The organism is Arthrobacter pascens (assembly GCF_030815585.1).
GTDB lineage: Bacteria > Actinomycetota > Actinomycetes > Actinomycetales > Micrococcaceae > Arthrobacter > Arthrobacter pascens_A.
In genome coordinates, this window is record NZ_JAUSWY010000001.1 from 4,108,483 (window position 1) to 4,128,332 (window position 19,850).

At 65.3% G+C, this 19,850-nt stretch carries 21 protein-coding genes; 5 read left to right on the top strand and 16 right to left on the bottom strand.

Annotated elements, in window-relative coordinates; translation table 11 throughout:
- The first annotated feature begins 19 nt into the window (after positions 1–19).
- Genes QFZ30_RS18995 through QFZ30_RS19010 form a run of 4 tightly spaced genes read left to right on the top strand, consistent with a single transcriptional unit; the run spans position 20 to position 3,359 of the window.
- A complete protein-coding gene (locus QFZ30_RS18995) occupies positions 20–1,495 on the top strand; it encodes a gamma-aminobutyraldehyde dehydrogenase (protein WP_307078891.1) in 1,476 nt (491 codons plus the stop codon).
- A gap of 2 nt (positions 1,496–1,497) precedes the next feature.
- A complete protein-coding gene (locus tag QFZ30_RS19000; RefSeq protein WP_307078893.1) occupies positions 1,498–2,271 on the top strand; it encodes an SDR family NAD(P)-dependent oxidoreductase in 774 nt (257 codons plus the stop codon).
- A complete protein-coding gene (locus QFZ30_RS19005; protein WP_307078895.1) occupies positions 2,268–3,020 on the top strand; it encodes an SDR family NAD(P)-dependent oxidoreductase in 753 nt (250 codons plus the stop codon). Before QFZ30_RS19000 ends, QFZ30_RS19005 begins: the two co-directional genes overlap by 4 nt.
- Positions 3,021–3,065: 45 nt before the next feature.
- Entirely contained in the window at positions 3,066–3,359 is a 294-nt protein-coding gene (locus tag QFZ30_RS19010) for a proline racemase family protein (protein ID WP_307080368.1), read from the top strand.
- Here the strand turns inward: QFZ30_RS19010 and QFZ30_RS19015 are convergent.
- The 13 genes from QFZ30_RS19015 to arfA form a co-directional block, all read right to left on the bottom strand.
- Positions 3,356–4,402 (bottom strand): HoxN/HupN/NixA family nickel/cobalt transporter, encoded by a 1,047-nt coding sequence (locus QFZ30_RS19015; protein ID WP_307078897.1) that lies wholly within the window; start codon positions 4,400–4,402, stop codon positions 3,356–3,358. The two genes, QFZ30_RS19010 and QFZ30_RS19015, sit on opposite strands and share 4 nt — an antisense overlap.
- The gene (locus QFZ30_RS19020; RefSeq protein WP_307078899.1) at positions 4,402–5,427 is read right to left on the bottom strand and encodes an urease accessory protein UreD; all 1,026 of its coding nucleotides are present in this window, start codon (positions 5,425–5,427) and stop codon (positions 4,402–4,404) included. Before QFZ30_RS19020 ends, QFZ30_RS19015 begins: the two co-directional genes overlap by 1 nt.
- Positions 5,427–6,041 (bottom strand): urease accessory protein UreG, encoded by a 615-nt coding sequence (gene ureG, locus QFZ30_RS19025; protein ID WP_307078901.1) that lies wholly within the window; start codon positions 6,039–6,041, stop codon positions 5,427–5,429. The genes QFZ30_RS19020 and ureG overlap by 1 nt, the downstream gene beginning before the upstream one ends.
- Before the next feature lie 15 nt (positions 6,042–6,056).
- Complete coding sequence (locus QFZ30_RS19030; protein WP_307078902.1) at positions 6,057–6,725, bottom strand: urease accessory protein UreF; 669 nt, start codon at positions 6,723–6,725, stop codon at positions 6,057–6,059.
- Between the two features lie 150 nt (positions 6,726–6,875).
- Positions 6,876–7,361 (bottom strand): urease accessory protein UreE, encoded by a 486-nt coding sequence (ureE, locus tag QFZ30_RS19035; RefSeq protein ID WP_307078905.1) that lies wholly within the window; start codon positions 7,359–7,361, stop codon positions 6,876–6,878.
- 22 nt (positions 7,362–7,383) lie between these two features.
- Positions 7,384–9,159, bottom strand: coding sequence for an urease subunit alpha (gene ureC / locus QFZ30_RS19040; RefSeq protein ID WP_307078907.1), 1,776 nt, complete (start codon positions 9,157–9,159; stop codon positions 7,384–7,386).
- Entirely contained in the window at positions 9,156–9,485 is a 330-nt protein-coding gene (locus tag QFZ30_RS19045) for an urease subunit beta (protein ID WP_307078909.1), read from the bottom strand. Before QFZ30_RS19045 ends, ureC begins: the two co-directional genes overlap by 4 nt.
- A gap of 9 nt (positions 9,486–9,494) precedes the next feature.
- On the bottom strand, positions 9,495–9,797 hold the full coding sequence (locus QFZ30_RS19050) for an urease subunit gamma (protein ID WP_306906115.1): 303 nt from the start codon (positions 9,795–9,797) through the stop codon (positions 9,495–9,497).
- Between the two features lie 286 nt (positions 9,798–10,083).
- Entirely contained in the window at positions 10,084–10,323 is a 240-nt protein-coding gene (locus tag QFZ30_RS19055) for a hypothetical protein (protein ID WP_307078911.1), read from the bottom strand.
- Between the two features lie 164 nt (positions 10,324–10,487).
- On the bottom strand, positions 10,488–11,045 hold the full coding sequence (locus QFZ30_RS19060; protein ID WP_307078913.1) for a cysteine hydrolase family protein: 558 nt from the start codon (positions 11,043–11,045) through the stop codon (positions 10,488–10,490).
- 56 nt (positions 11,046–11,101) lie between these two features.
- On the bottom strand, positions 11,102–12,106 hold the full coding sequence (locus QFZ30_RS19065) for a LacI family DNA-binding transcriptional regulator (protein ID WP_307078915.1): 1,005 nt from the start codon (positions 12,104–12,106) through the stop codon (positions 11,102–11,104).
- Positions 12,107–12,214: 108 nt separating this feature from the next.
- Positions 12,215–12,799 (bottom strand): HhH-GPD-type base excision DNA repair protein, encoded by a 585-nt coding sequence (locus QFZ30_RS19070; RefSeq protein WP_307078917.1) that lies wholly within the window; start codon positions 12,797–12,799, stop codon positions 12,215–12,217.
- Between the two features lie 136 nt (positions 12,800–12,935).
- Complete coding sequence (gene arfA, locus QFZ30_RS19075; protein ID WP_307078919.1) at positions 12,936–14,462, bottom strand: arabinosylfuranosidase ArfA; 1,527 nt, start codon at positions 14,460–14,462, stop codon at positions 12,936–12,938.
- Positions 14,463–15,005: 543 nt separating this feature from the next.
- Between arfA and QFZ30_RS19080 the strand changes: the two genes are divergently transcribed.
- Positions 15,006–15,746 (top strand): ANTAR domain-containing protein, encoded by a 741-nt coding sequence (locus QFZ30_RS19080; protein ID WP_307078921.1) that lies wholly within the window; start codon positions 15,006–15,008, stop codon positions 15,744–15,746.
- Between the two features lie 92 nt (positions 15,747–15,838).
- Here the strand turns inward: QFZ30_RS19080 and araA are convergent, their stop codons facing one another.
- From araA to araB, 3 genes are read right to left on the bottom strand one after another with little or no spacing between them, the layout of a single operon-like run.
- A complete protein-coding gene (araA, locus tag QFZ30_RS19085) occupies positions 15,839–17,359 on the bottom strand; it encodes an L-arabinose isomerase (protein WP_307078923.1) in 1,521 nt (506 codons plus the stop codon).
- Positions 17,360–17,399: 40 nt separating this feature from the next.
- Positions 17,400–18,089 carry an L-ribulose-5-phosphate 4-epimerase gene (locus QFZ30_RS19090; RefSeq protein ID WP_307078924.1) on the bottom strand — a complete coding sequence of 230 codons (690 nt, stop codon included), beginning with the start codon at positions 18,087–18,089 and terminating at the stop codon, positions 17,400–17,402.
- Complete coding sequence (gene araB / locus QFZ30_RS19095) at positions 18,086–19,831, bottom strand: ribulokinase (RefSeq protein WP_307078926.1); 1,746 nt, start codon at positions 19,829–19,831, stop codon at positions 18,086–18,088. Before araB ends, QFZ30_RS19090 begins: the two co-directional genes overlap by 4 nt.
- Positions 19,832–19,850 lie beyond the last annotated feature (19 nt).

The following is a 19,850-nucleotide window of genomic DNA, read 5'->3' on the forward strand; positions in this document are numbered from 1 at the left end:
ACAACTGAAAGCAGGAGTTGTGAGCCAGTTCATTAATGGCAAGCTCATCGACGGCACCACCGGTGAAACCGTGGATGTCATCGACCCGTCCAACGGAACCGTCGTGGACACCATCACCCTCGCCAGCAGCGACGACGTCAAGCTCGCCGTGCAGGCGGCACGGGACGCGTTCCCCGCCTGGTCCGGGGCCACCCCGGCCGAGCGTTCCGCCGTACTGACCAAATTCGCCGCGTTGATGGAGGAACGCGCCGAGGAGTTCGCGCAGCTGGAAAGCCGCCAGGCAGGCAAGCCCATCCGCCTCACCCGCGAGTTCGACGTTCCGGGCACCATCGACAACATCTCCTTCTTCGCCGGCGCGGCACGCAACCTCGAAGGCAAGGCGACCGGCGAATACTCGGCCGACCACACCTCCTCGATCCGCCGCGAAGCCATCGGCGTGATCGGCTCCATCTCGCCGTGGAACTACCCGCTGCAGATGGCAGCCTGGAAGATCCTGCCCGCCATCGCGGCCGGCAACACCATCGTCCTCAAGCCCGCCGAGATCACGCCCCTGACCACGCTGCTGTTCGCCCAGGTCGCCACCGAAGCCGGCGTCCCCGACGGTGTCATCAACGTCATCACCGGACGCGGCTCCACCGTTGGCGCTGAACTGCTGCGCCACCCCGACGTGGACATGCTCTCCTTCACCGGCTCCACCGGCGTCGGACGCACCGTCCTGGAAGCCGCCGCCACCACCGCAAAGCGCGTCCACCTCGAACTCGGCGGCAAGGCACCGTTCGTCGTGTTCGACGACGCCGACCTTGAAGCCGCCATCCACGGCGCCGTGGCAGGCAGCCTGATCAACACCGGCCAGGACTGCACCGCGGCCACCCGCGCCATCGTCCACCGATCCGTCTACGAGGACTTCATCACCGGTGTGGCAGACCTCTACTCAAAGGTCCGGCTGGGCCCCACGCAGGACCCCGCCACCGATCTTGGCCCGCTCGTCTCGCAGGCCCGCCGGGACAAGGTGGCCGAAATGGTGGACCGCGCCCGCGCCTACGCGCGCGTCATCGGCGGAGGGATCCCGGAAGGCGAGCTCGCCAACGGCTCGTTCTTCCGGCCCACGCTGGTGGCGGACGCGACTCCAGACAGCGAGATCTTCCGCGACGAGGTCTTCGGACCCGTGCTGGCAGTCACCCCGTTCGACACCGACGACGAAGCCATCGAACTCGCCAATGACACCCCCTACGGCCTCGCCGCCTCGGCCTGGACCAAGGACGTCTACCGCGCGCTGCGCGCCACCCGTGAGATCCGCTCCGGCTGCGTCTGGGTCAACGACCACATCCCCATCATCAGCGAAATGCCCCACGGCGGCGTGAAGCAGTCCGGCTTCGGCAAGGACATGTCCACGTACTCCTTCGACGAATACACCGTGGTCAAGCACGTTATGTTCGACCTCACGGGGGAGAAGGCCAAGGCCTGGCACCGGACCATCTTCGCCCTGGAGGACTAGGAATGATGACGGCGGCAGTCAGCGGCCGTTTCGCCGGGCACACCGCTCTGGTCACCGGGGCCGGTGGCGGCATTGGCTCCGCCATCAGCCGCCGGCTGGCCGGGGAGGGTGCGCACGTGTTTGTGGCCGATACCAATGAAGCAGCTGCCAAGGAAGTTGCCGATGCCCTCGTTGGCGACGGCTGTTCCGCCGAACCGCTGGTCTTTGACCTCCTCGACCCGGCGGCTTCCGCGGCGGCAGTGCAGCAGATCGTTGAAGCCGGCGGTCGACTCGACGTCCTAGTCAACAACGCGGGCATCAACCGGCGTGGTGACCTGCTGTCCCTCACCCAGGCCGACTGGGACCTATCGTTCGCCGTCAACGTGCACTCGCTGTTCCACCTCTGCCGGGCGGTACTTCCGCACATGGTCGACGCCGGCGGCGGCTCCATCGTGAATACGGCATCGCAGTGGGGCCTCAACCCGGCCCCCGGACACATCGCGTACAACGTGTCCAAGGCTGCCGTCGTCGCGTTCACCAAGAACCTGGCCCGCGACTACGCCCCGCACAACATCCGGGTCAACGCCGTCGCCCCTGGTGAGGTCCACACACCCATGCTCGAATCCGGTTTGGCCCGCAACGGACGCACGGTGGCGGACCTCGACGCACTCGTGCCCTTCGGCCGGATCGGCAAGCCCGAGGAGGTTGCCGCGCTCGTGGCGTTCCTCGCCTCGGACGAGGCACCGTACATCTGCGGCTCCGTCGTCGAAATCACCGGCGCGCAGGCCGTGGCATGAACGGCGGTGGAATGCTGTCCGGACGGACAGTTCTGGTCACCGGCGCGTCGCGCGGCATTGGCCGCGCGACGGCGCTGGCGCTCCACCGCGAGGGCGCAAATGTGGTGCTGCACTACGGAAACGACAAGGACTCTGCCCAAGCGACGGCGGACCGGCTCGGCGATCGCGTCAGGCTGGTTCAAGGCGACCTCCGGGATTCGGCCGAACGGCGCAGGGTCTGGGTGGAAGCGACTGACTGGCGTGACGGCGTCGACGTTCTCGTGAACAACGCGGGGGCGTGGCTTGCGTCGGATATCGACGACGCCGAAACGTGGCAACAAGGCTGGGAGGCGAACCTCGAGCTGAACCTGCTCGCTCCCGCGGACCTCTGCCGTGAGGCCATCCTCAGCTTCCGGGCACGGGGCGGCGGCATCATCGTCAATGTCACCAGCCGCTCGGCCCACCGTGGGGACGACACCGGCCACCTCGCCTACGGCGCCGCGAAGGGCGGACTGTTGGCCCTCACGAAGGGCATCGCCCGAGGGTATGGCAAGGACAACATCCTCGCCTACGCCGTCGCCCCCGGCTGGGTGGCCACAGACATCGCAGCCCACGTCTCCCCCGGCAATTCTTCGCTGAGCAGCCTCCCGCTGGGCGAAGTCACGCCACCGGAAGACGTCGCCGAGGTGATCACGTTCCTGGCCTCCGGCCGGTCGCGCCACAGCACCGGCGCAACCGTCGACATCACCGGCGCAGACTACGTCCGCTAAGGGCCGGCGTCGGACACGAAAGGACTGACAATGCGGTTTAGCCGCATGCGGGCCACCACCACCGTGGGGTCCTACGAGGCGGTCATCCCGAGCATTTCCGGCCGGGCGTGGATCACCTCAATCAACCAACTTGTCCTCGACCCGTCCGATCCGCCAGCAGGAGGCTCTCATCTGCAGCGGCATGGTGGATGCCGTGACCGACGACGGCAGGATCCTTTGGATCCCTCCTCCAGGAGACAACAGAAGACTCTACGAAAAAGCCGAGTTCTACGAAGTCTGGGCCGCCGAAGACGGGATCGGATTTCACTACCGGGTCTCAAACTCAGACCAATGCCTTAGGAAGCCACCGCCCTCCGGCGCCCGCGCAGCGCCGCCGCACCCCAAACGGCCAGCAGCAGCGCGATGAGCAGCAGCCCGGCGCCGCCGAGGTCTATCCCCACCAGCCAGCTGGTGAGCGGATCCTGCAGCCCGAAAGCGGCGTTGAAGAAGCCGCCCAGGGTGATCACCGCGATGAACAGGGCGGAGAGCGCGGAGATCCCGGTGACCGCCGCATTGAAGCCGAGTTTGCGCCGCGGATCATCCAGTGCCGAGCGGTACATCCGCATCATCGCCACGCCATTGAGCGAATCGCAGAGTGTCATGGCGGCTGTGAAGGCAAAAGGCAGCGCGAGCAGGGCCAGCGGCGAAACCCCGGCGAGCGATGCCGCCGTCGTCATCACCAGCAGGCCGATGGTGGTGGCGGTGTCAAAGCCCAGCCCGAACAGGAAGCCGACCACGTAGATGTTGCGGGGCCGGCGCACCCTGGACAGTGGCCCGGCGAGGAGCCGCGCCACGAAGCCTTTCGCTTGAAGGTCTGCGACGTCGATGCTGCCGCCGGCGCGGGCGTTCCGGTACGCCTGCGCGGCCCGCACGAAAGCGGAACCGTTGAAGATTCCCATCATCAGCAGGAACAGTCCGGAAACGCCGCTCCCGATCAGGCCCAGCACCAGGTTGCCGGCCGAGCCGTCCTCCATGAACTGCCCCACCATGGTGGCGCCGCAGACCACCAGGACTCCGGCCAGAATCACCACCGAGCTGTGTCCCAGGCTGAACGCGAAGCCCACGCTGGCCGGGTCCTGCCGCTGGGCCACGAACTTACGGGTGGAGTTGTCGATCGCGGCCAGATGGTCCCAGTCGTAGCTGTGCTTGACTCCGGCAAGATAGGCGGTCAGCACCAGCCCCCATGCCAGCGGCTGTCCGGCCCCGGCGGCACCGCCGAACAGAAGGCCGACGGCGGCAAGATGCAGGGCGGCCACCGCACCGAAGGTGAAGAACAGCCGGGTCCGGAGCGGCAGGGTGTCCCGCTCGCGGTACATCACTGCGAATTGGGTCAGCGCAGTCATCAGTACTTCCTCAGGTTCAGGGGCGCCTGCCCATGCCAGCGCTCCCGGAGCAGGGCCGTGCATGCGCCCAGCAGGCTGTTGAGCTTTGCCGTGCCGTCGGATAGCGAGCGCAGGACCAGCCCGGTGGTTCCGGCCACGGTGCGGGTCAGGGAGATCCCGGTGTAGGCATCGTGGCCGGCGGTGAGCCCGTGGAGTTCATCGGCGAGCGGCTGGTCAACCCGCGCATCGACTACCACCAGCGAGCCCAGGTGGCTGAATCCCTCCATAAAGCCCATGCCGGAGACGTCCCCGGCGGGCGGCCGGATCAGGAGGTTGTCCAGCGCCAGCAGCTCCGCATTGTCCGGGGATCCTTCCGGCGCGGCCACCCGGATTTCGTTCCGCAGCCGCAGCTCCTCGTACTTGAACGATGCACCATCCGGCGACCAGCCGGGCGTCACCACCTCCGCCATGACAAGGCTCGACGACGGCCGCACCGTGATTTGCGTGTTCTGCCGGTAGCTGGCCTCCCGGTAGGCAATGAGCTGGTCGGGTACCAGTTCCAGCCGCGCCCCCTCCCCCAACCGCACAGTCATCCGCTGCTCAGCGTAGGACCCCGGAGTCCGATAAACCTTCGTCGCCGACTGCGTAGTCAAAAGCAGGTCAGCCCCGGCTTCGACTTCAACATCTAAGACAAAGAGATCCGCCCCGAGATACGCCCCACCAGGATTCACAACGACGTAGCAAACCTGCCCAGAATCATCGAGATAATGCGGCCGAAGAACCCGAAGAGCGCCTTCATGAAACTGCGTGGAAGCGATGGACCTACCGTCCCGGACCTTGATGCCCAGCTCCAAGCGCCCTCTGACTGGGCGATCAGCGGACGCGGGTGATAGGGGCCGCGGCGTGGTGGGCCTCGTGGGGGGCCCACTGTCGCGAGGGCCCCGACTCGAGCTTGCGAGAGTTGGGAGCGGCTGGGGACGGGCACGGCCCCTATCACCCGCGGGCGCCGCCCAAGGTGAGATGACGGCGGAACTGCTTTGGCTCATTAGGCGAGGTCAAGCATCAGGACATCGCGCCGCAGCCAGGAGATGACGGCATCTAGCCCTTCGTCGGTCTTCAGGTTCGTAAAGCAGAAAGGCTTGTCTCCGCGGAATTCCTTGGAGTCCCGTTCCATGACATTGAGGTCGGCGCCGACGTGGGGCGCGAGGTCGGTTTTGTTGATGATGAAGAGGTCGGACTTGATCATGCCCTGGCCAGCTTTTCGCGGGATTTTCTCGCCCTGGGCCACGTCGATGATGTAGATGGAGAAGTCCACCAGTTCGGGGCTGAAGGTGGCGGAGAGGTTGTCGCCGCCGGATTCCACGAAGATCACCTGCAGGTCCGGATGCCGCGCCTTGAGTTCGTGGATGGCGGCGGTGTTCATGGAGGTGTCTTCCCGGATGGCGGTGTGGGGGCAGCCGCCGGTTTCCACGCCGATGATCCGGTCCTCAGGGAGGATGCCGTTGGCCGCAAGGATTTTGGCGTCCTCGATGGTGTAGATGTCGTTGGTGATGGCGGCCATGGAGATTTCACGGCTCATGTGGCGGGTGAGTCGTTCCACGAGCTGGGTTTTGCCGGCGCCGACCGGGCCGCCGATGCCGATCTTGATGGGTTCAGACACTTTGTTCTCCTTCTGCTAGCTCATGAACATCCGGGCACGCTGGCGCTCGTGCCGCATTTGCGAAATTTCCAGTCCGGGGCTGACCGCCCCGAAGTCGTCCGGCGTGAGGTGACTTATCCGCTCGACGGCGGCAGCGACGTCGTCGGCCGCTTTCCGCAGCAGCCGCTGGCCGGCGTTCTGCCCCAGCGGGATGGCGCGGACCGCGTTCTGGGTCAATGAGGTGACGGCCGTAAAAAGGTAAGCGGCGAGCGCTTCGGCCAGCGGAATATCCAGTGAACGCGCGACGACGGCGAACGCCAGCGGCTGATGCCCGTCGGCAAGGCCGCGGCGGACCAGGTCCCGGTACAGTTCCAGCTCCGCGGAAGGAAAGACCTCAGCCCCGATCTCGAGCAGCCGCAAGCCCATCTTCAAGCTCGCCTCCCGAACCTGCCGAGGCAACAGCGAAGCAGATAACAGGGCATCCAGTTCCCCGAGATCAACACCCTCATACACAAATCGGACAGCCAAGCCATCAGAGTAGGAAAGCTGCTGTGAAACAAACGCCCCCAGCCAAACCCCAAAAGAAGCCTCATCACGCACCACCCCGGAAGCGACATAGCTTTCGAACCCAAGAGAGTGCGCAAACGCCCCGGTGGGAAGCGCAGAGTCAGTCAACTGCTGAAGTGCAAGCTGATAGCTGCTCACTGAACTGCCGCCCAAGGTGAGAAAGCAAAGCGACGCCACGGATATGGGGCCGCGGTGTGGAGGGCACCGCGAAGCGGGCACGGCCCCATATTCGGGGCGGCGCCCCCGGCCGACACACCCGTTGGAGCGCGCAGCGCGGCGGGGGCCGAGTTAGTGACTGTGCTCAGCATGGCGGAAAGGCACTGGCATGACGCGTTCCTGGCGGGTGTAGGGCACTGCGGCGTGTTTGAGATAGTCCTCGACGGTGTGGTCGTAGGCGCACACCATGACTTCGGCGCCGTACTCGGAGGCTGCGTCAAAGAACTGTGCCTGGAGGTGCCGGTTGCCCAGGGAGTGCGCCACGACGCCCATCTCGTAAACGGACCTTGGTGCGATTACCAGGACGTCGGTGGGCAGCACAGACACCACGATCATGTTGGTTTCGGCCACGTGCAGGATGTCGCCGTCGCGCAGGTCCCCGGAGCCGGATGGCAGCCGGATGCCGATTTCCTTTCCGTGGTCGGTGGTGACCCGCTGGATGCGCTTGACCAGCTGGGCGCTGGGGAGCACCACCTTCTCACGGTGCAGGCCGGTGTAGGCGTCCAGATCTGCGGTGGGCAGTTCGTGCAGATTGCCCAGGATTTTCTCGATGATCACGTCAGGCTCCGGTGGTCGGGGATCAGAAAAGGAAGTAGCGCTGGGCCATGGGCAGCACGTCGGACGGCTCGCAGGTGACGTCCTCGCCGTCGACCGCTACCCTGTACGTCTCCGGGTCCACCTGGATGTCCGGGGTGGCGCCGTTGTACTTCAGGTCGGCCTTGGTCAGCGAGCGGATGCCGGACACAGGACGGATGACCTTTTCCAGCCCCAGTTCCGCCGGCACGCCGGCGTCGATGGCGGCCTGCGACAGGAAGGTGATGGACGACTGCTGCAGCGCCTTGCCGAACGTTGCGAACATCGGCCGCATGGTGCGCGGCTGCGGCGTGGGGATGGAGGCGTTCGCGTCGCCCATCAGCGCATAGGCGATCTGCCCGCCCTTGAGCACCAGCTCCGGCTTGACGCCGAAGAACGCCGGGTCCCAGAGCACCAGGTCCGCGAACTTGCCCGATTCCACTGAGCCGATGGAGTCCGCCATGCCCTGCGCGATGGCCGGGTTGATGGTGTACTTGGCCACGTAGCGCTTGAGGCGGAAGTTGTCGCTGTCCGACCCGGAGCCGACGGCGGAACCGTGAGTCCCGCCGTCGGGATCTGAAAGTACACCCCGTTGCTTCTTCATCTTGTCCGCCACCTGCCACGTGCGGGTGATCACCTCGCCTACGCGGCCCATGGCCTGGGAGTCGGAGGACGTGATGGCAAAGATGCCCAGGTCCTGCAGCACGTCCTCGGCCGCGATGGTCTCGGCCCGGATGCGGGAATCCGCGAACGCCACGTCCTCGGGGATGTCCGGGTTGAGGTGGTGGCAGACCATCAGCATGTCCAGGTGCTCTTCGATGGTGTTGCGCGTGTAGGGCAGCGTGGGGTTGGTGGACGCGGGCAGCACGTTCGGCAGTCCGGCGATTTTGATGATGTCCGGGGCATGGCCGCCGCCGGCACCTTCGGTGTGGAATGTGTGGATGACACGGCCGTCGATGGCCCGGATGGTGTCCTCCACGAAGCCGCACTCGTTAAGGGTGTCTGTGTGGATGGCGACCTGGACGTCGTATTCGTCGGCCACCTTCAGCGAAGTGTCGATCGAGGAGGTGGTGGAACCCCAGTCCTCGTGGACCTTGAGGCCGATGGCGCCGGCGCGGATCTGCTCAGCCAGAGGTTCGACGGCGGACGCATGCCCTTTGCCGAGCAGCCCGATGTTGATGGGAAGCCCTTCGGCAGCCTGCAGCATCCGCTGGATGTGCCATTTGCCGGGAGTGACAGTAGTTGCTTTGGTGCCTTCGGCCGGGCCCGTGCCACCGCCCACCATGGTGGTCACGCCGCTGGCGAGCGCGGTGGGCACCTGGTCCGGGGAGATGAAGTGGATGTGGCTGTCCACTCCGCCGGCGGTGAGGATCTTGCGTTCGCCCGCGATGATTTCGGTGGAAGCGCCGATGACGATGTCCACGCCGTCGGTGATCTGCGGGTTGCCGGCTTTGCCGATCTTGAAGATGTGGCCGTCCCTGAGCGCAACGTCCGCCTTGTAAATACCGGTGTAGTCCAGCACGATCACATTGGTGATCACGGTGTCCGGCACTCCGCCGCCGGAACCAGTGCCGCCGGAACCGACACCGTTGCGGGTGGCCTGGCCGTTCTGGCCCATGCCGTCACGGATCACCTTGCCGCCGCCGAACACCACTTCCTCGCCATAGACGGTGAGGTCCTTTTCGATCTCGAGGAAAAGCTCGGTGTCCGCCAGGCGGATGGCGTCACCCGTCGTCGGGCCGTACAGGTCCGCGTATTGCCTGCGGGGAAGTTCGAAGCTCATTTGGTACCACCCTCCGCCGCGGCAAGCGGGCCGTTGACGGCGTTGCTGAGGCCGTATACCTCCCGGCTGCCGGCCAGTTCGATCAGCCGGACCGTTTTGCTGTCGCCGGGTTCGAACCGCGCCGCGGTGCCCGCGGGGATGTCCAGCCGCCTGCCGTAGGCGGCGTTCCGGTCGAAAGTCAGCGCAGGATTCGCCTCGGCGAAGTGGAAATGCGAACCGACCTGCACGGGCCGGTCGCCGGTATTTACCACGTCGACGTCGATTGCCTCGCGCCCGGCATTCACCGTCACCGGCTCGGACCTGAGGATGTACTCTCCCGGAATCATGGCCTGCCCCTATCGGATCGGATCGTGGACGGTGACAAGCTTGGTGCCGTCAGGGAACGTTGCCTCGATCTGTACGTCGTGGATCATTTCCGGGACTCCCTCCATGACATCCTCCCGGGTGAGAAGAGTGGTGCCGTAGCTCATCAACTCCGCCACGGTGCGCCCGTCCCGGGCGCCCTCGATCAGTTCGTAACTGATGATGGCCACAGCCTCGGGGAAATTCAGCTTCAGGCCTCTCGCCTGCCGGCGCCGGGCAAGATCGGCGGCCACCACAATCATGAGCTTCTCCTGCTCACGGGGCATCAGATGCATGCAAATCCCTTCAACGGCCGTTGGAAATGGCGTGTGACCACAGTAGGCCGGTCAGGTTTCCGTGAGATTTCCGGAGTTCGACGGCGATCAAACCCCGCCAGGGAAGGAACCAATTCACCAGGACCCTGTGGCCAGAGCTGTGGACCTATCCAATCACGCGCCGGCTTCAAATGGGCTCTGCATCGGCGCATGTCTGAGCATGGCAGGACAGGCCACGACCGGCTACATTCCGTCAGTCAACGTATTCTGTGCTGTCACCGCTGGCCGTTGTTACCGATTACTGGAGTCAGCCTTTTTCCTCCGGCTCGACGCCGGACGGCTTTCCGTCGGCCGCATCCGGGGAATCATCCTTGTGGCGGGCTTCCTCCAGATGGTGCTCCAGCTTTTCTTCTGCGTCCCGGCGGCGCTGGCCCACGGTGCGCATCTGTTGCGTGGTGGGCGACCCGCTGTATCCTTCCAGGCGCTGTTCCTGAGGGGTATCCACGGACGACGCCGATTGGCTTGGCTCCTTCTTTTTCTCGCTCATAATTGCATCGTCCCACCGGGGAACCCCGCGGGGAAGGCCCTGGAGTTCGGCCCGTCAGAACGCTGGAATCGTGAAACCGAGGCCCAGATTGGCAAACGCATCATGGGCGCCATTGATCCCAACGACCGCTGCCTCCGCTGCATCGAATAGCCAGGCGCTGCCACCTATCCTTCGGAGCTCAGGCGCCGCAGAATCTCCGCCGTGGACTGGACCGGCTGACGGTATTCGGCCGAGAGGATCCGCAGCATATCCGCGGCGGCCTGTGTATCCTCTGCCGCCACGGCATCCTCGGCGTAGGTGACCCTGATGTTGTGGGCAAACGCGTCAGCTGCGGTCTGCGCGATGCAGTTGTGCGTGGACACACCCGCCAGGACCACCTCGTCCACGTCCCAGTTCCGGAGCCGGGCAAGGAGGTCCGTGCCCACAAAGGCGCTGTCCCTTGTCTTGAACAGCTGTGGCAGCCCGTCAACGGCCAGCCCCGGAACGAACCCGGCCTGGGTGCTGCCGCGGAAAATAAACCCCTGATCGTCATCGAGCATGTTCAAGGACCAAGTGGACTTGTCCCGCTCGTGCTGGGTTCCGATCAGCAGGGCCCTGTGGCTGTTGGAGGCGAAAGCTTCCAGCAGCTCATTGCAGGAGCCCACCAGCCTTTCCTTTTTGGCCGCGAGCGCCGGATCCTCAAAGTAGGCGTTCTGCATGTCAATGACCAGCAGCGCAATCATGTGACCACCCTTTCAGCCTTGAACCCGTGCAGCAAGAGTAACTCCAGCCGCTGTCCCTACGGCGCCGATTCACGGACCGTCAGGACAAACCCGGCCTCGACGTGCACGCCGTCGTCCTCCGGCTTCAATCCCTCGATCCTGTCGATCAGCAACCCGACTGAGCGCTCGGCGATCTCATCCATGCCGGGCGAAACAGTGGTGAGCGACGGAGAGGCGAACCGCGCCTCCGCGATATCGTCAAACCCGGCCACCGCAACGTCTTGCGGCACGCTGACGCCCCGGATCAGGAGTTCATGCATGGCCCCCAGAGCCAGTGTGTCATTCAGCCCAAACACCGCATCAAACGGAACGCCGCTGTCCAACAGGCCAGCGACGGCGCTTGCCCCGCCATCACGCCGCCACCCGCAGGGGGCCACGAGTGCCGGATCGAAAACGATTCCGGCCTCGTCCAGTGCCTTGCGGTACCCCTTGAGGCGGAGTCCGGGGCTGCCTGCCGATTCCTCGGCGTGGGCGCCCATTACCGCAATACGACGGCGGCCCCCCGCCAGAAGGTGCGCCGTGACCGCCTCTGCGGCTTCTTCGTTTTTCATGGTGACCACGTCAAACCGGGGATCCAGGATGTGCTCCCCGAGCAGCACCACCGGCTTGCTGCCCCGGCGGGCGGCAACGGCGTCGGCGTCCATGGCCAGCGGGGTGAACAGCAGCCCGTCGGTCAGCTGCCGGAAGGGACCCTGCAGGGCAGTCAACTCGTTGTCGGCAGCGCCTCCCGACTGTTCCACCAGCACTCTGTAGCCCCGACGGGAGGCCACCGTCATGAGCCTGGACGCCAGTTCAGCGTAGTACGGCGCGGAGAGATCGGACAGGACCAGACCCAGCATGCGCGTCTTCCCCGAACGCAGGCTCCGCGCGGTCAGGTTCGCCTCATATCCCAGCTCCGCGATGGCGTCATGGACGCGCTGCTTGGTGGACGGGCGGATGAACTCATAGTCATTGAGCACATTGGATACCGTCTTCAGCGAGACGCCGGCGGCGCGCGCAACATCGTTCATGGTCACAGCCACAGGTGGTTCCCCTTCCCGGCAACACGTTACCTACATCGTTGCAGATGATGGTGCATCCGGAACAACCAGGCGTCATGAAGGCCTCCGGGCGCGCACGCCAGGCCGGCGTCAGCTCTTGGCAGCTTTGGCTGCTGCCTTTGCCGCCTGCTTGCTGGCACGGACCTTGCCGAGCGACTCAGGATCCACAATGTCCGCAACCGAGAGGAATGCCCCAGACTGGCCATAATGGCCGGCGGCCTCCCGCCAACCGGGCGCCTGGAGTCCGCACTGCTTGCCGAGCAGGGCCAGGAAGATCTTCGCCTTCTGTTCCCCGAATCCCGGCAGATCCTGCAGGCGCCGCAAAACTTCCACGCCGTCGGGGTCCCCCTTGGTCCAGATCGTCGTTGCGTTTCCGTCCCAGTCGCGCTCCACAGTCTCGGCGAGCGCCTGGACGCGCGCTGCCATGGATCCGGGAAAACGGTGCACGGCCGGCCGCTCCTTGAAGACCTCGATGAAAGCCTGGGGATCATGGGTGGCGACGGCCGACGGGGCGATGGACCCGATGCGTGCCCGGATCTTCTCCGGGCCGGCAAACGCCGACTCCATGGTGACCTGTTGGTCCAGCAGCATCCCCGTCAGGAGCGCAAAGGCATCGTCGCTCAGCAGTTTGTCAGCAGCGGGGTCCCCGGTGATATGCAGTTCCATGTCCTCCATCCTTCCACCTGCCGCCGCCGTCGTCATGGGCAGGTATCGAACCCGAAGTTTATGTCCGGATAATGCACCCAAAAGTCGCTTACAGGCGCATTATCTGGACATAAACCCGCGGGGTTGGAGGCGCTGCTGCGCTTCTCTAGGACTCCACGGCCAGCCGGATCATGGACCAGGACACCGCGGGGAGCTCTGCGGTGAGCCGGCCGCCGTCGGCCTTGACCGTGACGTTGTCTGCGGGCAGGACGGAGGTGGAGTCATCGGCAGTGGCCTGCCAGTACGGGTCCTTGTTGGCGTACGTAACTGCCTCGATGACCCGGACATTGCCCAGCCCGGCCACGGCGGCATCGAGCGTCAGCGCATCGGTTGCCGAGCGGTTCGCGGCGAACACCACGGCCTCGCCGGCCTCGGCGTCGAACGTTGCCACAGCGGACAGTGCGGCGAAGTCGGCCGTCTTCCCGCCGCTGACCAGTGGGGACTCGACGGCGAGTTGCAGCACAGTGCCGGCGGCGTGACGGGACGTGAGCGCGAACGGGTGGAAAGTGGTCTGCTTCCAGGCGCGGCCGCCCGGCTCGGTCATGATGGGGGCGATGACGTTGACCAGCTGCGCCAGGCTGGCCGAGTGGACCCGGTCCGTGTTGCGAAGCAGGGTGATCAGGAGATCACCGACGACGACGGCGTCCGCCACGGTGTAGCGGTCCTCCAGTAGGACGGGGGCCACCGGCCAGTCCTTGCCGCCGGGCGCCTTGGACTCCGCGCGGCTCCCGTGCCAGACGTTCCACTCATCGAAGGAGATGTTGACCTGCTTGGCGGACTTCTTCACCGACTTCACGTGGTCGATGTGGCTCACGATGTCCGCGATAAAGGACTCCATCTTGTAGCCAGCTGCCAGGTGTTCCTGCAGGTCGCCGAAATCCTCGAAGTACTGGTGGGCGGAGATCAGGTCCACCAGTTCGTAGGTCTCCGTGAGGACCACGCGTTCCCACTCGCCAAAGGTGTCCATGCCGGGCGAGGAACTGCCGCACACTACCAGCTCCAGGTCCGGATCAATCATGCGCATGCCGCGGGCGGTGTCGGCGGCAAGCCGGCCGTACTCCAGCGCGTTCTTGTGGCCGATCTGCCACGGGCCGTCCATCTCGTTCCCGAGGCACCACATCTTGATGCCGTAGCCGTTCTCTGAACCGTTGGACTTGCGCTGGTCGGAGAAGGCGGTGCCGCCGTCGATGTTGCAGTATTCCAGCAGGTCCAGCGCCTCCTGCGTCCCGCGCGTTCCCAGGTTGACTGCCATCATGGGCTCCACACCCGCCTTGACAGACCACTTGGCAAATTCGTCCACGCCCACCAGGTTGGGATCCGTGGAATGCCAGGCCAGATCGAGCCGCGCCGGGCGCTGTTCCACCGGGCCCACGCCGTCTTCCCAGCGGTAGCCGGAGACAAAGTTGCCGCCGGGGTAGCGGACCGTGGAAACGCCCAGTTCGCGTGTCAGTTCCAGGACATCCGCGCGGAAGCCGTCCTCGTCTGCCTTGGGGTGCTCCGGCTCGAAGATCCCGGTGTACACGCATCGGCCCAGGTGTTCCACGAACGCGCCGAAAGTCCGGCGCCGGACTGGTCCTACCGTGAAGGCCGGATCGATAGTGATCTTAGCTGCGGCAGACTCTGATGTGCCCACGAATATGTCCTCGTTTCTATTTTGTACAACGTTATAGAAATCAATTGTTAGCGCTGCCAAGGCGTGAGTCAAGGGGTATTCGGAAGTCGGATCGTTCAACGGGCCGGACGGCCCCGCGCGGCGGCCGCAACCTGAGTAGTCAAAGGCAAATCCAAGTACTACCTAATCTGAAAAACGAGTACCGATTACGCGTTCGCTCTGACCGCGTCAGAACTAGGTTCATCTAAAGGACAAACAGTGTATGGCTCACTAGGGGGGTGTGAGGCGGCAATGCGTTCAGAACTCACCTTCCGCGACTTCCCGGGACTACGGACCCGGGCATTCAGCGGGGCCGGCGACGAGGAGGCCTTTGAGACCAAGGCCTCTCCCCCAGCCGTCGCCGGCCCTCTTGCCGCTGGGAACCGCCCACCCGCCATCCGGCCTGGAATGCTGAGCTGTCGATGAACGTTTCGTCCTCCCCTGCAGTTTCGTCCTCCCCGGCAGTTTCGTCCTCGCCTGCACAGGCAACGCCCAGCGGCCCTCAAGTGTCCGTTCGCGCAATCGATGACCGGGGCAGCGCGGTCCGGCGTGCGGCAGGGCGGGATAGTGCTGGATCTGGTGACCGGCGCAAACAGCATCACTGACTCACTGGACACTCTCGTGCGGATGCTGGCAGCAGCAATGAGCGCAGCCACGGGCGCCCAGATCGAGAGCGGCCTGTTTCTGCAGCAGAGCAAGCGGCCTGACGCCGTGGCCGCGACAGGCCAGCAGGCCCTGCATCTGGTCCGGCTGGAGCAGGAAATCGGGCAGGGCCCCCTGACGGATGCCATGGTTGGAGGGCACCCCGTCGCTATGAACCATGAACACAATGACTTCCGCTGGGCACAGTACCTTCGGCAGCTCCGGCCCACCGGTTTCCGCAGCGTGGTCAGCGTCCGGCTCCGCCTCGACGACGGCGCTCAGTCCGCCCTCGCGTTCTTCGCCCAGGAGGCCCAGGCCTTTCCGCTTCAGGCCATCGCCGAGGCCCGCTCCCTTGCGGACCTCGGCTCGCGGAGCCTCAACCTGGTCCTGAAGCTGACGGCGGCCAGCTCCGCGGTGTCTGACCTGCGGTCAGCCCTGGAAAGCCGGACCCCCATCGACATCGCCTGCGGCGTGATCATGGCGCAGAACAGGTGCTCCTACCGTGAAGCAATTGGCATCATCTCCCAGGCTTCAAACCACCGGAACATCAAGCTCCGCAAAGTTGCGGAGGGCATCCTGGGCAACCTTCCGGGTGGTGCTCCCCGCACCCATTTCGATCACTAGGAGCTATTCCGCTTCACTTAAACGCGTTGGGCGGCGTCGCAGGCATATTTAGCACTGCGGCGCCGCCCGGATGCGGGGGTCAGAACCCGGGGCTAGAGCCCTCCAGCGAGCTTGTAGTAGGCCGCGTTCCAGTTCAGGTCCTTCTTGAACTGGCGGATGGTGGTGCCCTCGTCGATGGTGAGCAGCTCGGTCTTGGCGATCTCCGCAAAGTCCTCGAACACATCCATGCCAACGGCCGTGGACAAGACGGTGTGGTGGGCTGCGCCGGCGGTGAGCCAGGCGGCAGCGGAGGTAGCAAAGTCAGGCTTCGGCTCCCACAGCGCGCGCGCCACCGGGAGGTTCGGAAGGGGCTGGTCCAGCGGGACCACGGTCACGGCGTTGGCGACCAGGCGGAAGCGGTCCCGCATGTCCGAAAGCGCCACCACAACACCCGGGGAGGCATCGGCGTCGAACACCAGGCGCACCGGATCATCCTTGCCGCCGATGCCCAGGGGATGGATTTCCAGGCGCGGTTTTCCGGCCGTCAGGGACGGGCAGACCTCCAGCATGTGTGCGCCCAGGATCTTCTCCGCGCCGGGTTCCAGGTGGTAGGTGTAGTCCTCCATGAGGGAGGCTCCGCCGGGCAGCCCGGATCCCATCACCTTGGCGGCGCGGACCAGGATTGCGGTCTTCCAGTCACCTTCGGCGCCGAAGCCGTAGCCGTCGGCCATGAGGCGCTGGACGGCGAGGCCCGGCAGCTGGCGGAGAGCGCCCAGGTCCTCAAAAGAGGTAGTGAACGCGGCCGAGCCGTTGGCTTCCAGGAAGCTGCGCAGTCCCAGTTCGATCCGTGCCCCGTAGCGCAGCGAAGCGTACCGTGCGGCGCCGGCGCGGAGTTCCGGAACCACGTCATAAAGTTCCTCGTACTCCGCCACCAGGGCGTCGACGTCGGCGTCTGCGGCGCCGTGCACGGCGTCGGCGAGCTCATTGACGGACCAGGTGTTGACCGCAACGCCGAACCGGAGCTCGGCCTCGGTCTTGTCGCCTTCGGTGACCGCGACGTTGCGCATGTTGTCGCCGAAGCGGGTCAGTTTCAGAGTCCTGACGGCCGCCCAGCCAGCGGCGGCCCGCTGCCAGACGCCCACCTGGCGGGCCACCTCAGGGTTGGAGACGTGGCCAACTACAGTTTTGCGGGCGATGCCCAGGCGGGACTGGATGTACCCGAACTCGCGGTCGCCGTGGGCTGCCTGGTTGAGGTTCATGAAGTCGAAATCGATGTCCGCCCAGGGCAGCTCCACGTTGGCCTGCGTGTGAAGATGCAGGAGCGGCTTCCGCAGCAGGTCCAGGCCCTGGATCCACATCTTGGCCGGTGAAAAGGTGTGCATCCAGGCGGTGACGCCGATGACGGAATCGTCGGAATTGGCTTCCAGTGCGGTCCGGCGGATGGCGTCGGAATCCGTCAGCACGGGCTTCCAGACGATCTTGACGGGGACGCTGGAGGAGGCGTTGAGCTGGCTGGCTATCTCCTGTGACTGCGCGGCCACCTGCTTGAGGACGTCCTCGCCGTAGAGGTGCTGGCTGCCGGTGAGGAACCAGACCTCGTAGCCGTCAAGGGAGGTGTTTGCTGCGGTGTTCATAATTCTCCTGGAAGTAGGTGTGCGGGCTGACGGCGATGAGCTATTGGCCGTAGACGTTCTGGTAGCGCGCGTAGAGCGAGTCGATGTGGCCCTGGTCGATGGGGATCGGCTCGCCCAGCTGGCGGGAAATGTGGACGGTGCGGGCCACTTCCTCGCACATCACGGCCGCCTTGACGGCGGACCGGGCGTCCTTGCCGATGGTGAACGGGCCGTGGTTCTGCATCAGCACCGCGGGCGAGCTGGAGTTCTTCAGCGTCTCCACGATGCCCTGCCCGATCGAGTCGTCGCCGATCAGTGCGAAGGGGCCCACCGGGATGGAGCCGCCGAATTCGTCGCCCATCATGGTCAGCACGCACGGTATGGACTCGCCGCGGGCAGCCCAGGCGGTGGCGTAGGTGGAGTGGGTGTGCACCACTCCACCTACGTCCGGCATATGCCGGTAGACGTATGCATGCGCGGCTGTGTCCGACGACGGCGACAGCGGCGGGTTGCCCCACTCACCTGTTGCGTCACCATTCACAGGCTGACCATGGAGGTCCGTGACCACCATCTGCTCTGGCGTCAGGTCGTTGTAGGAAACACCGGATGGCTTGATGACCATCAGTTCCTGGCCGGGAACGCGGGCCGAAACATTGCCTGCAGTCCACACCACCAGTTCGTACCTGGTCAGTTCAGCATGCAGTGCGCAGACCTCGCCGCGGATGCGGGCGATGGTTTCGACGAGGCTCATGCGGACACCCCGGCGGCCTCGGGTGAAGGAAACGACGAGCGGCTGGCGTTGCGCTGAATGGTCTTGAGCCGGTGCATCACATCGTTGCTGCCGCGCCCGAAGTAGTCGTGCAGCGTGCGGTATTCCTGGAACAACTCCTCGTAGGCCGCAACATTTTCCAGAATGGGAATATACACATCGCCAGGCTCGGAGCCCATGGCCGCGGCCGCTTCCCGGATATCCGCATACTTTCCTGCAGCGACGGCGGCGTGGATCGCGGAGCCGAGGGCTGGTCCCTGGGTGGATCCGATGGTGGAGAGCTGGAGCCCGGTAATGTCCGCGTAGATCTGCATCAGGAGCTTGTTCTTCAGCAGCCCGCCGGCCACGATGAATTCCTTGACGGGGACTCCGGAATCCCGGAAGGCGTCCACGATGGTCCGGGTACCAAAGGCAGTGGCTTCGAGCAGGGCGCGGTAGGTGTCCTCCGGGCGGGTGGCCAGGGTCTGGCCCACCACCACTCCGGAGAGTTCGTGGTCCACCAGCACCGAGCGGTTGCCGGAGTGCCAGTCCAGGGCGATCAGGCCGTGCTCCCCGATTGCCTGCTCGGAGGCCAGCTCGGTGAGGTACTCGTGGATACCCAGGCCCGCTGCTTCGGCTGCCTGGTGGTACTCCGGCGGGACGCCGTTCTTGGTGAACCAGCCAAAGATGTCGCCAACGCCGGACTGCCCGGCTTCATAGCCCCAGAGGCCGTCAACGATCCCGCCGTCCACCACTCCGCACATGCCGGGGACTTCGTGCAGTTCGGTGCCGTTCATGACGTGGCAGGTGGAGGTACCCATGATGGCCACCAGCTGGCCGGGATCCACGGCCCTGGCGGCAGGTGCAGTGACGTGGGCGTCCACGTTGCCCACTGCAACGGCAATGCCTTCGGGCAGTCCGGTCCACTGGGCCGCTTCGGCAGTGAGGTAGCCGGCGGCATCGCCGAGGCGGCCGATGGTGTGTTCCAGTTTGGTGCTGACAAAGTCCGCGAACTGCGGGTTGAGCGCTGCCAGGAACTCCTCGGAAGGGTAGCGGCCATCCTGGTAGATGCCCTTGTAACCGGCGGTGCAGGCGTTGCGGACGTACTTGCCGCACAGCTGCCAGACGATCCAGTCGGCGGCCTCCACCCAGTGGTCCATCTCTGCGTAGGCGTCGGGGTCCTCCTCCAGCAGCTGGAGGCCCTTGGCGAACTCCCATTCCGAGGAGATCAGCCCGCCATAGCGGGGGAGCCAGTCCTCGCCGCGCTCTGCGGCCAGCTCGTTGATCCGGTCCGCCTGCGGCTGCGCGGCGTGGTGGCGCCACAGTTTCACGTAAGCGTGCGGCCGGTTGGAGAAGCCGTCCAGCTCGTTCAGGGGCGTGCCGTCGGACTTGACCGGCACCATGGTGCAAGCGGTGAAGTCGGTGGCGATTCCGACGACCAGAGAGGGGTCGATCCCGGCGTCCGCAATGGCGGCCGGTACGGCGTAGCGGAGTACATCCCGGTAATCGTTGGGCACCTGGAGGGCCCATTCCCCGGGAAGCCGCGCGGCGCCGTCGCCTGCCACGTCTTCGGGCAGCACGTCCGTGACCACGGCGTGCGGGTAATCGTAAACGCCGCTTCCGAGTTCCTTGCCGTCCCGCACGCGCACCACGAGGGCACGGCCGGACAGGGTGCCGTAGTCCACGCCGATGACGTAGTTTTCGGTGCCAGGCTCACTGAAGAATTGGGGTGTATTGCTTTGCATGAAATGCCTCCAAGGGAAG

What these genes read in the sequence shown, in the direction of transcription:
- QFZ30_RS19015 (WP_307078897.1), bottom strand. Translation starts at nt 4,402, where the DNA reads ATGACTGCGCTGACCCAATTCGCAGTGATGTACCGCGAGCGGGACACC.
- araB (WP_307078926.1), bottom strand. Translation starts at nt 19,831, where the DNA reads ATGCAAAGCAATACACCCCAATTCTTCAGTGAGCCTGGCACCGAAAAC.
- QFZ30_RS19050 (WP_306906115.1), bottom strand. Translation starts at nt 9,797, where the DNA reads ATGCATCTGATGCCCCGTGAGCAGGAGAAGCTCATGATTGTGGTGGCC.
- QFZ30_RS19070 (WP_307078917.1), bottom strand. Translation starts at nt 12,799, where the DNA reads ATGGAGGACATGGAACTGCATATCACCGGGGACCCCGCTGCTGACAAA.
- araA (WP_307078923.1), bottom strand. Translation starts at nt 17,359, where the DNA reads ATGAACACCGCAGCAAACACCTCCCTTGACGGCTACGAGGTCTGGTTC.
- QFZ30_RS19055 (WP_307078911.1), bottom strand. Translation starts at nt 10,323, where the DNA reads ATGAGCGAGAAAAAGAAGGAGCCAAGCCAATCGGCGTCGTCCGTGGAT.
- QFZ30_RS19080 (WP_307078921.1), top strand. Translation starts at nt 15,006, where the DNA reads ATGACCGGGGCAGCGCGGTCCGGCGTGCGGCAGGGCGGGATAGTGCTG.
- QFZ30_RS19060 (WP_307078913.1), bottom strand. Translation starts at nt 11,045, where the DNA reads ATGATTGCGCTGCTGGTCATTGACATGCAGAACGCCTACTTTGAGGAT.
- ureC (WP_307078907.1), bottom strand. Translation starts at nt 9,159, where the DNA reads ATGAGCTTCGAACTTCCCCGCAGGCAATACGCGGACCTGTACGGCCCG.
- QFZ30_RS19005 (WP_307078895.1), top strand. Translation starts at nt 2,268, where the DNA reads ATGAACGGCGGTGGAATGCTGTCCGGACGGACAGTTCTGGTCACCGGC.
- QFZ30_RS19090 (WP_307078924.1), bottom strand. Translation starts at nt 18,089, where the DNA reads ATGAGCCTCGTCGAAACCATCGCCCGCATCCGCGGCGAGGTCTGCGCA.
- QFZ30_RS19020 (WP_307078899.1), bottom strand. Translation starts at nt 5,427, where the DNA reads ATGAGCCAAAGCAGTTCCGCCGTCATCTCACCTTGGGCGGCGCCCGCG.
- QFZ30_RS19045 (WP_307078909.1), bottom strand. Translation starts at nt 9,485, where the DNA reads ATGATTCCGGGAGAGTACATCCTCAGGTCCGAGCCGGTGACGGTGAAT.
- QFZ30_RS19010 (WP_307080368.1), top strand. Translation starts at nt 3,066, where the DNA reads ATGCGGGCCACCACCACCGTGGGGTCCTACGAGGCGGTCATCCCGAGC.
- QFZ30_RS19000 (WP_307078893.1), top strand. Translation starts at nt 1,498, where the DNA reads ATGATGACGGCGGCAGTCAGCGGCCGTTTCGCCGGGCACACCGCTCTG.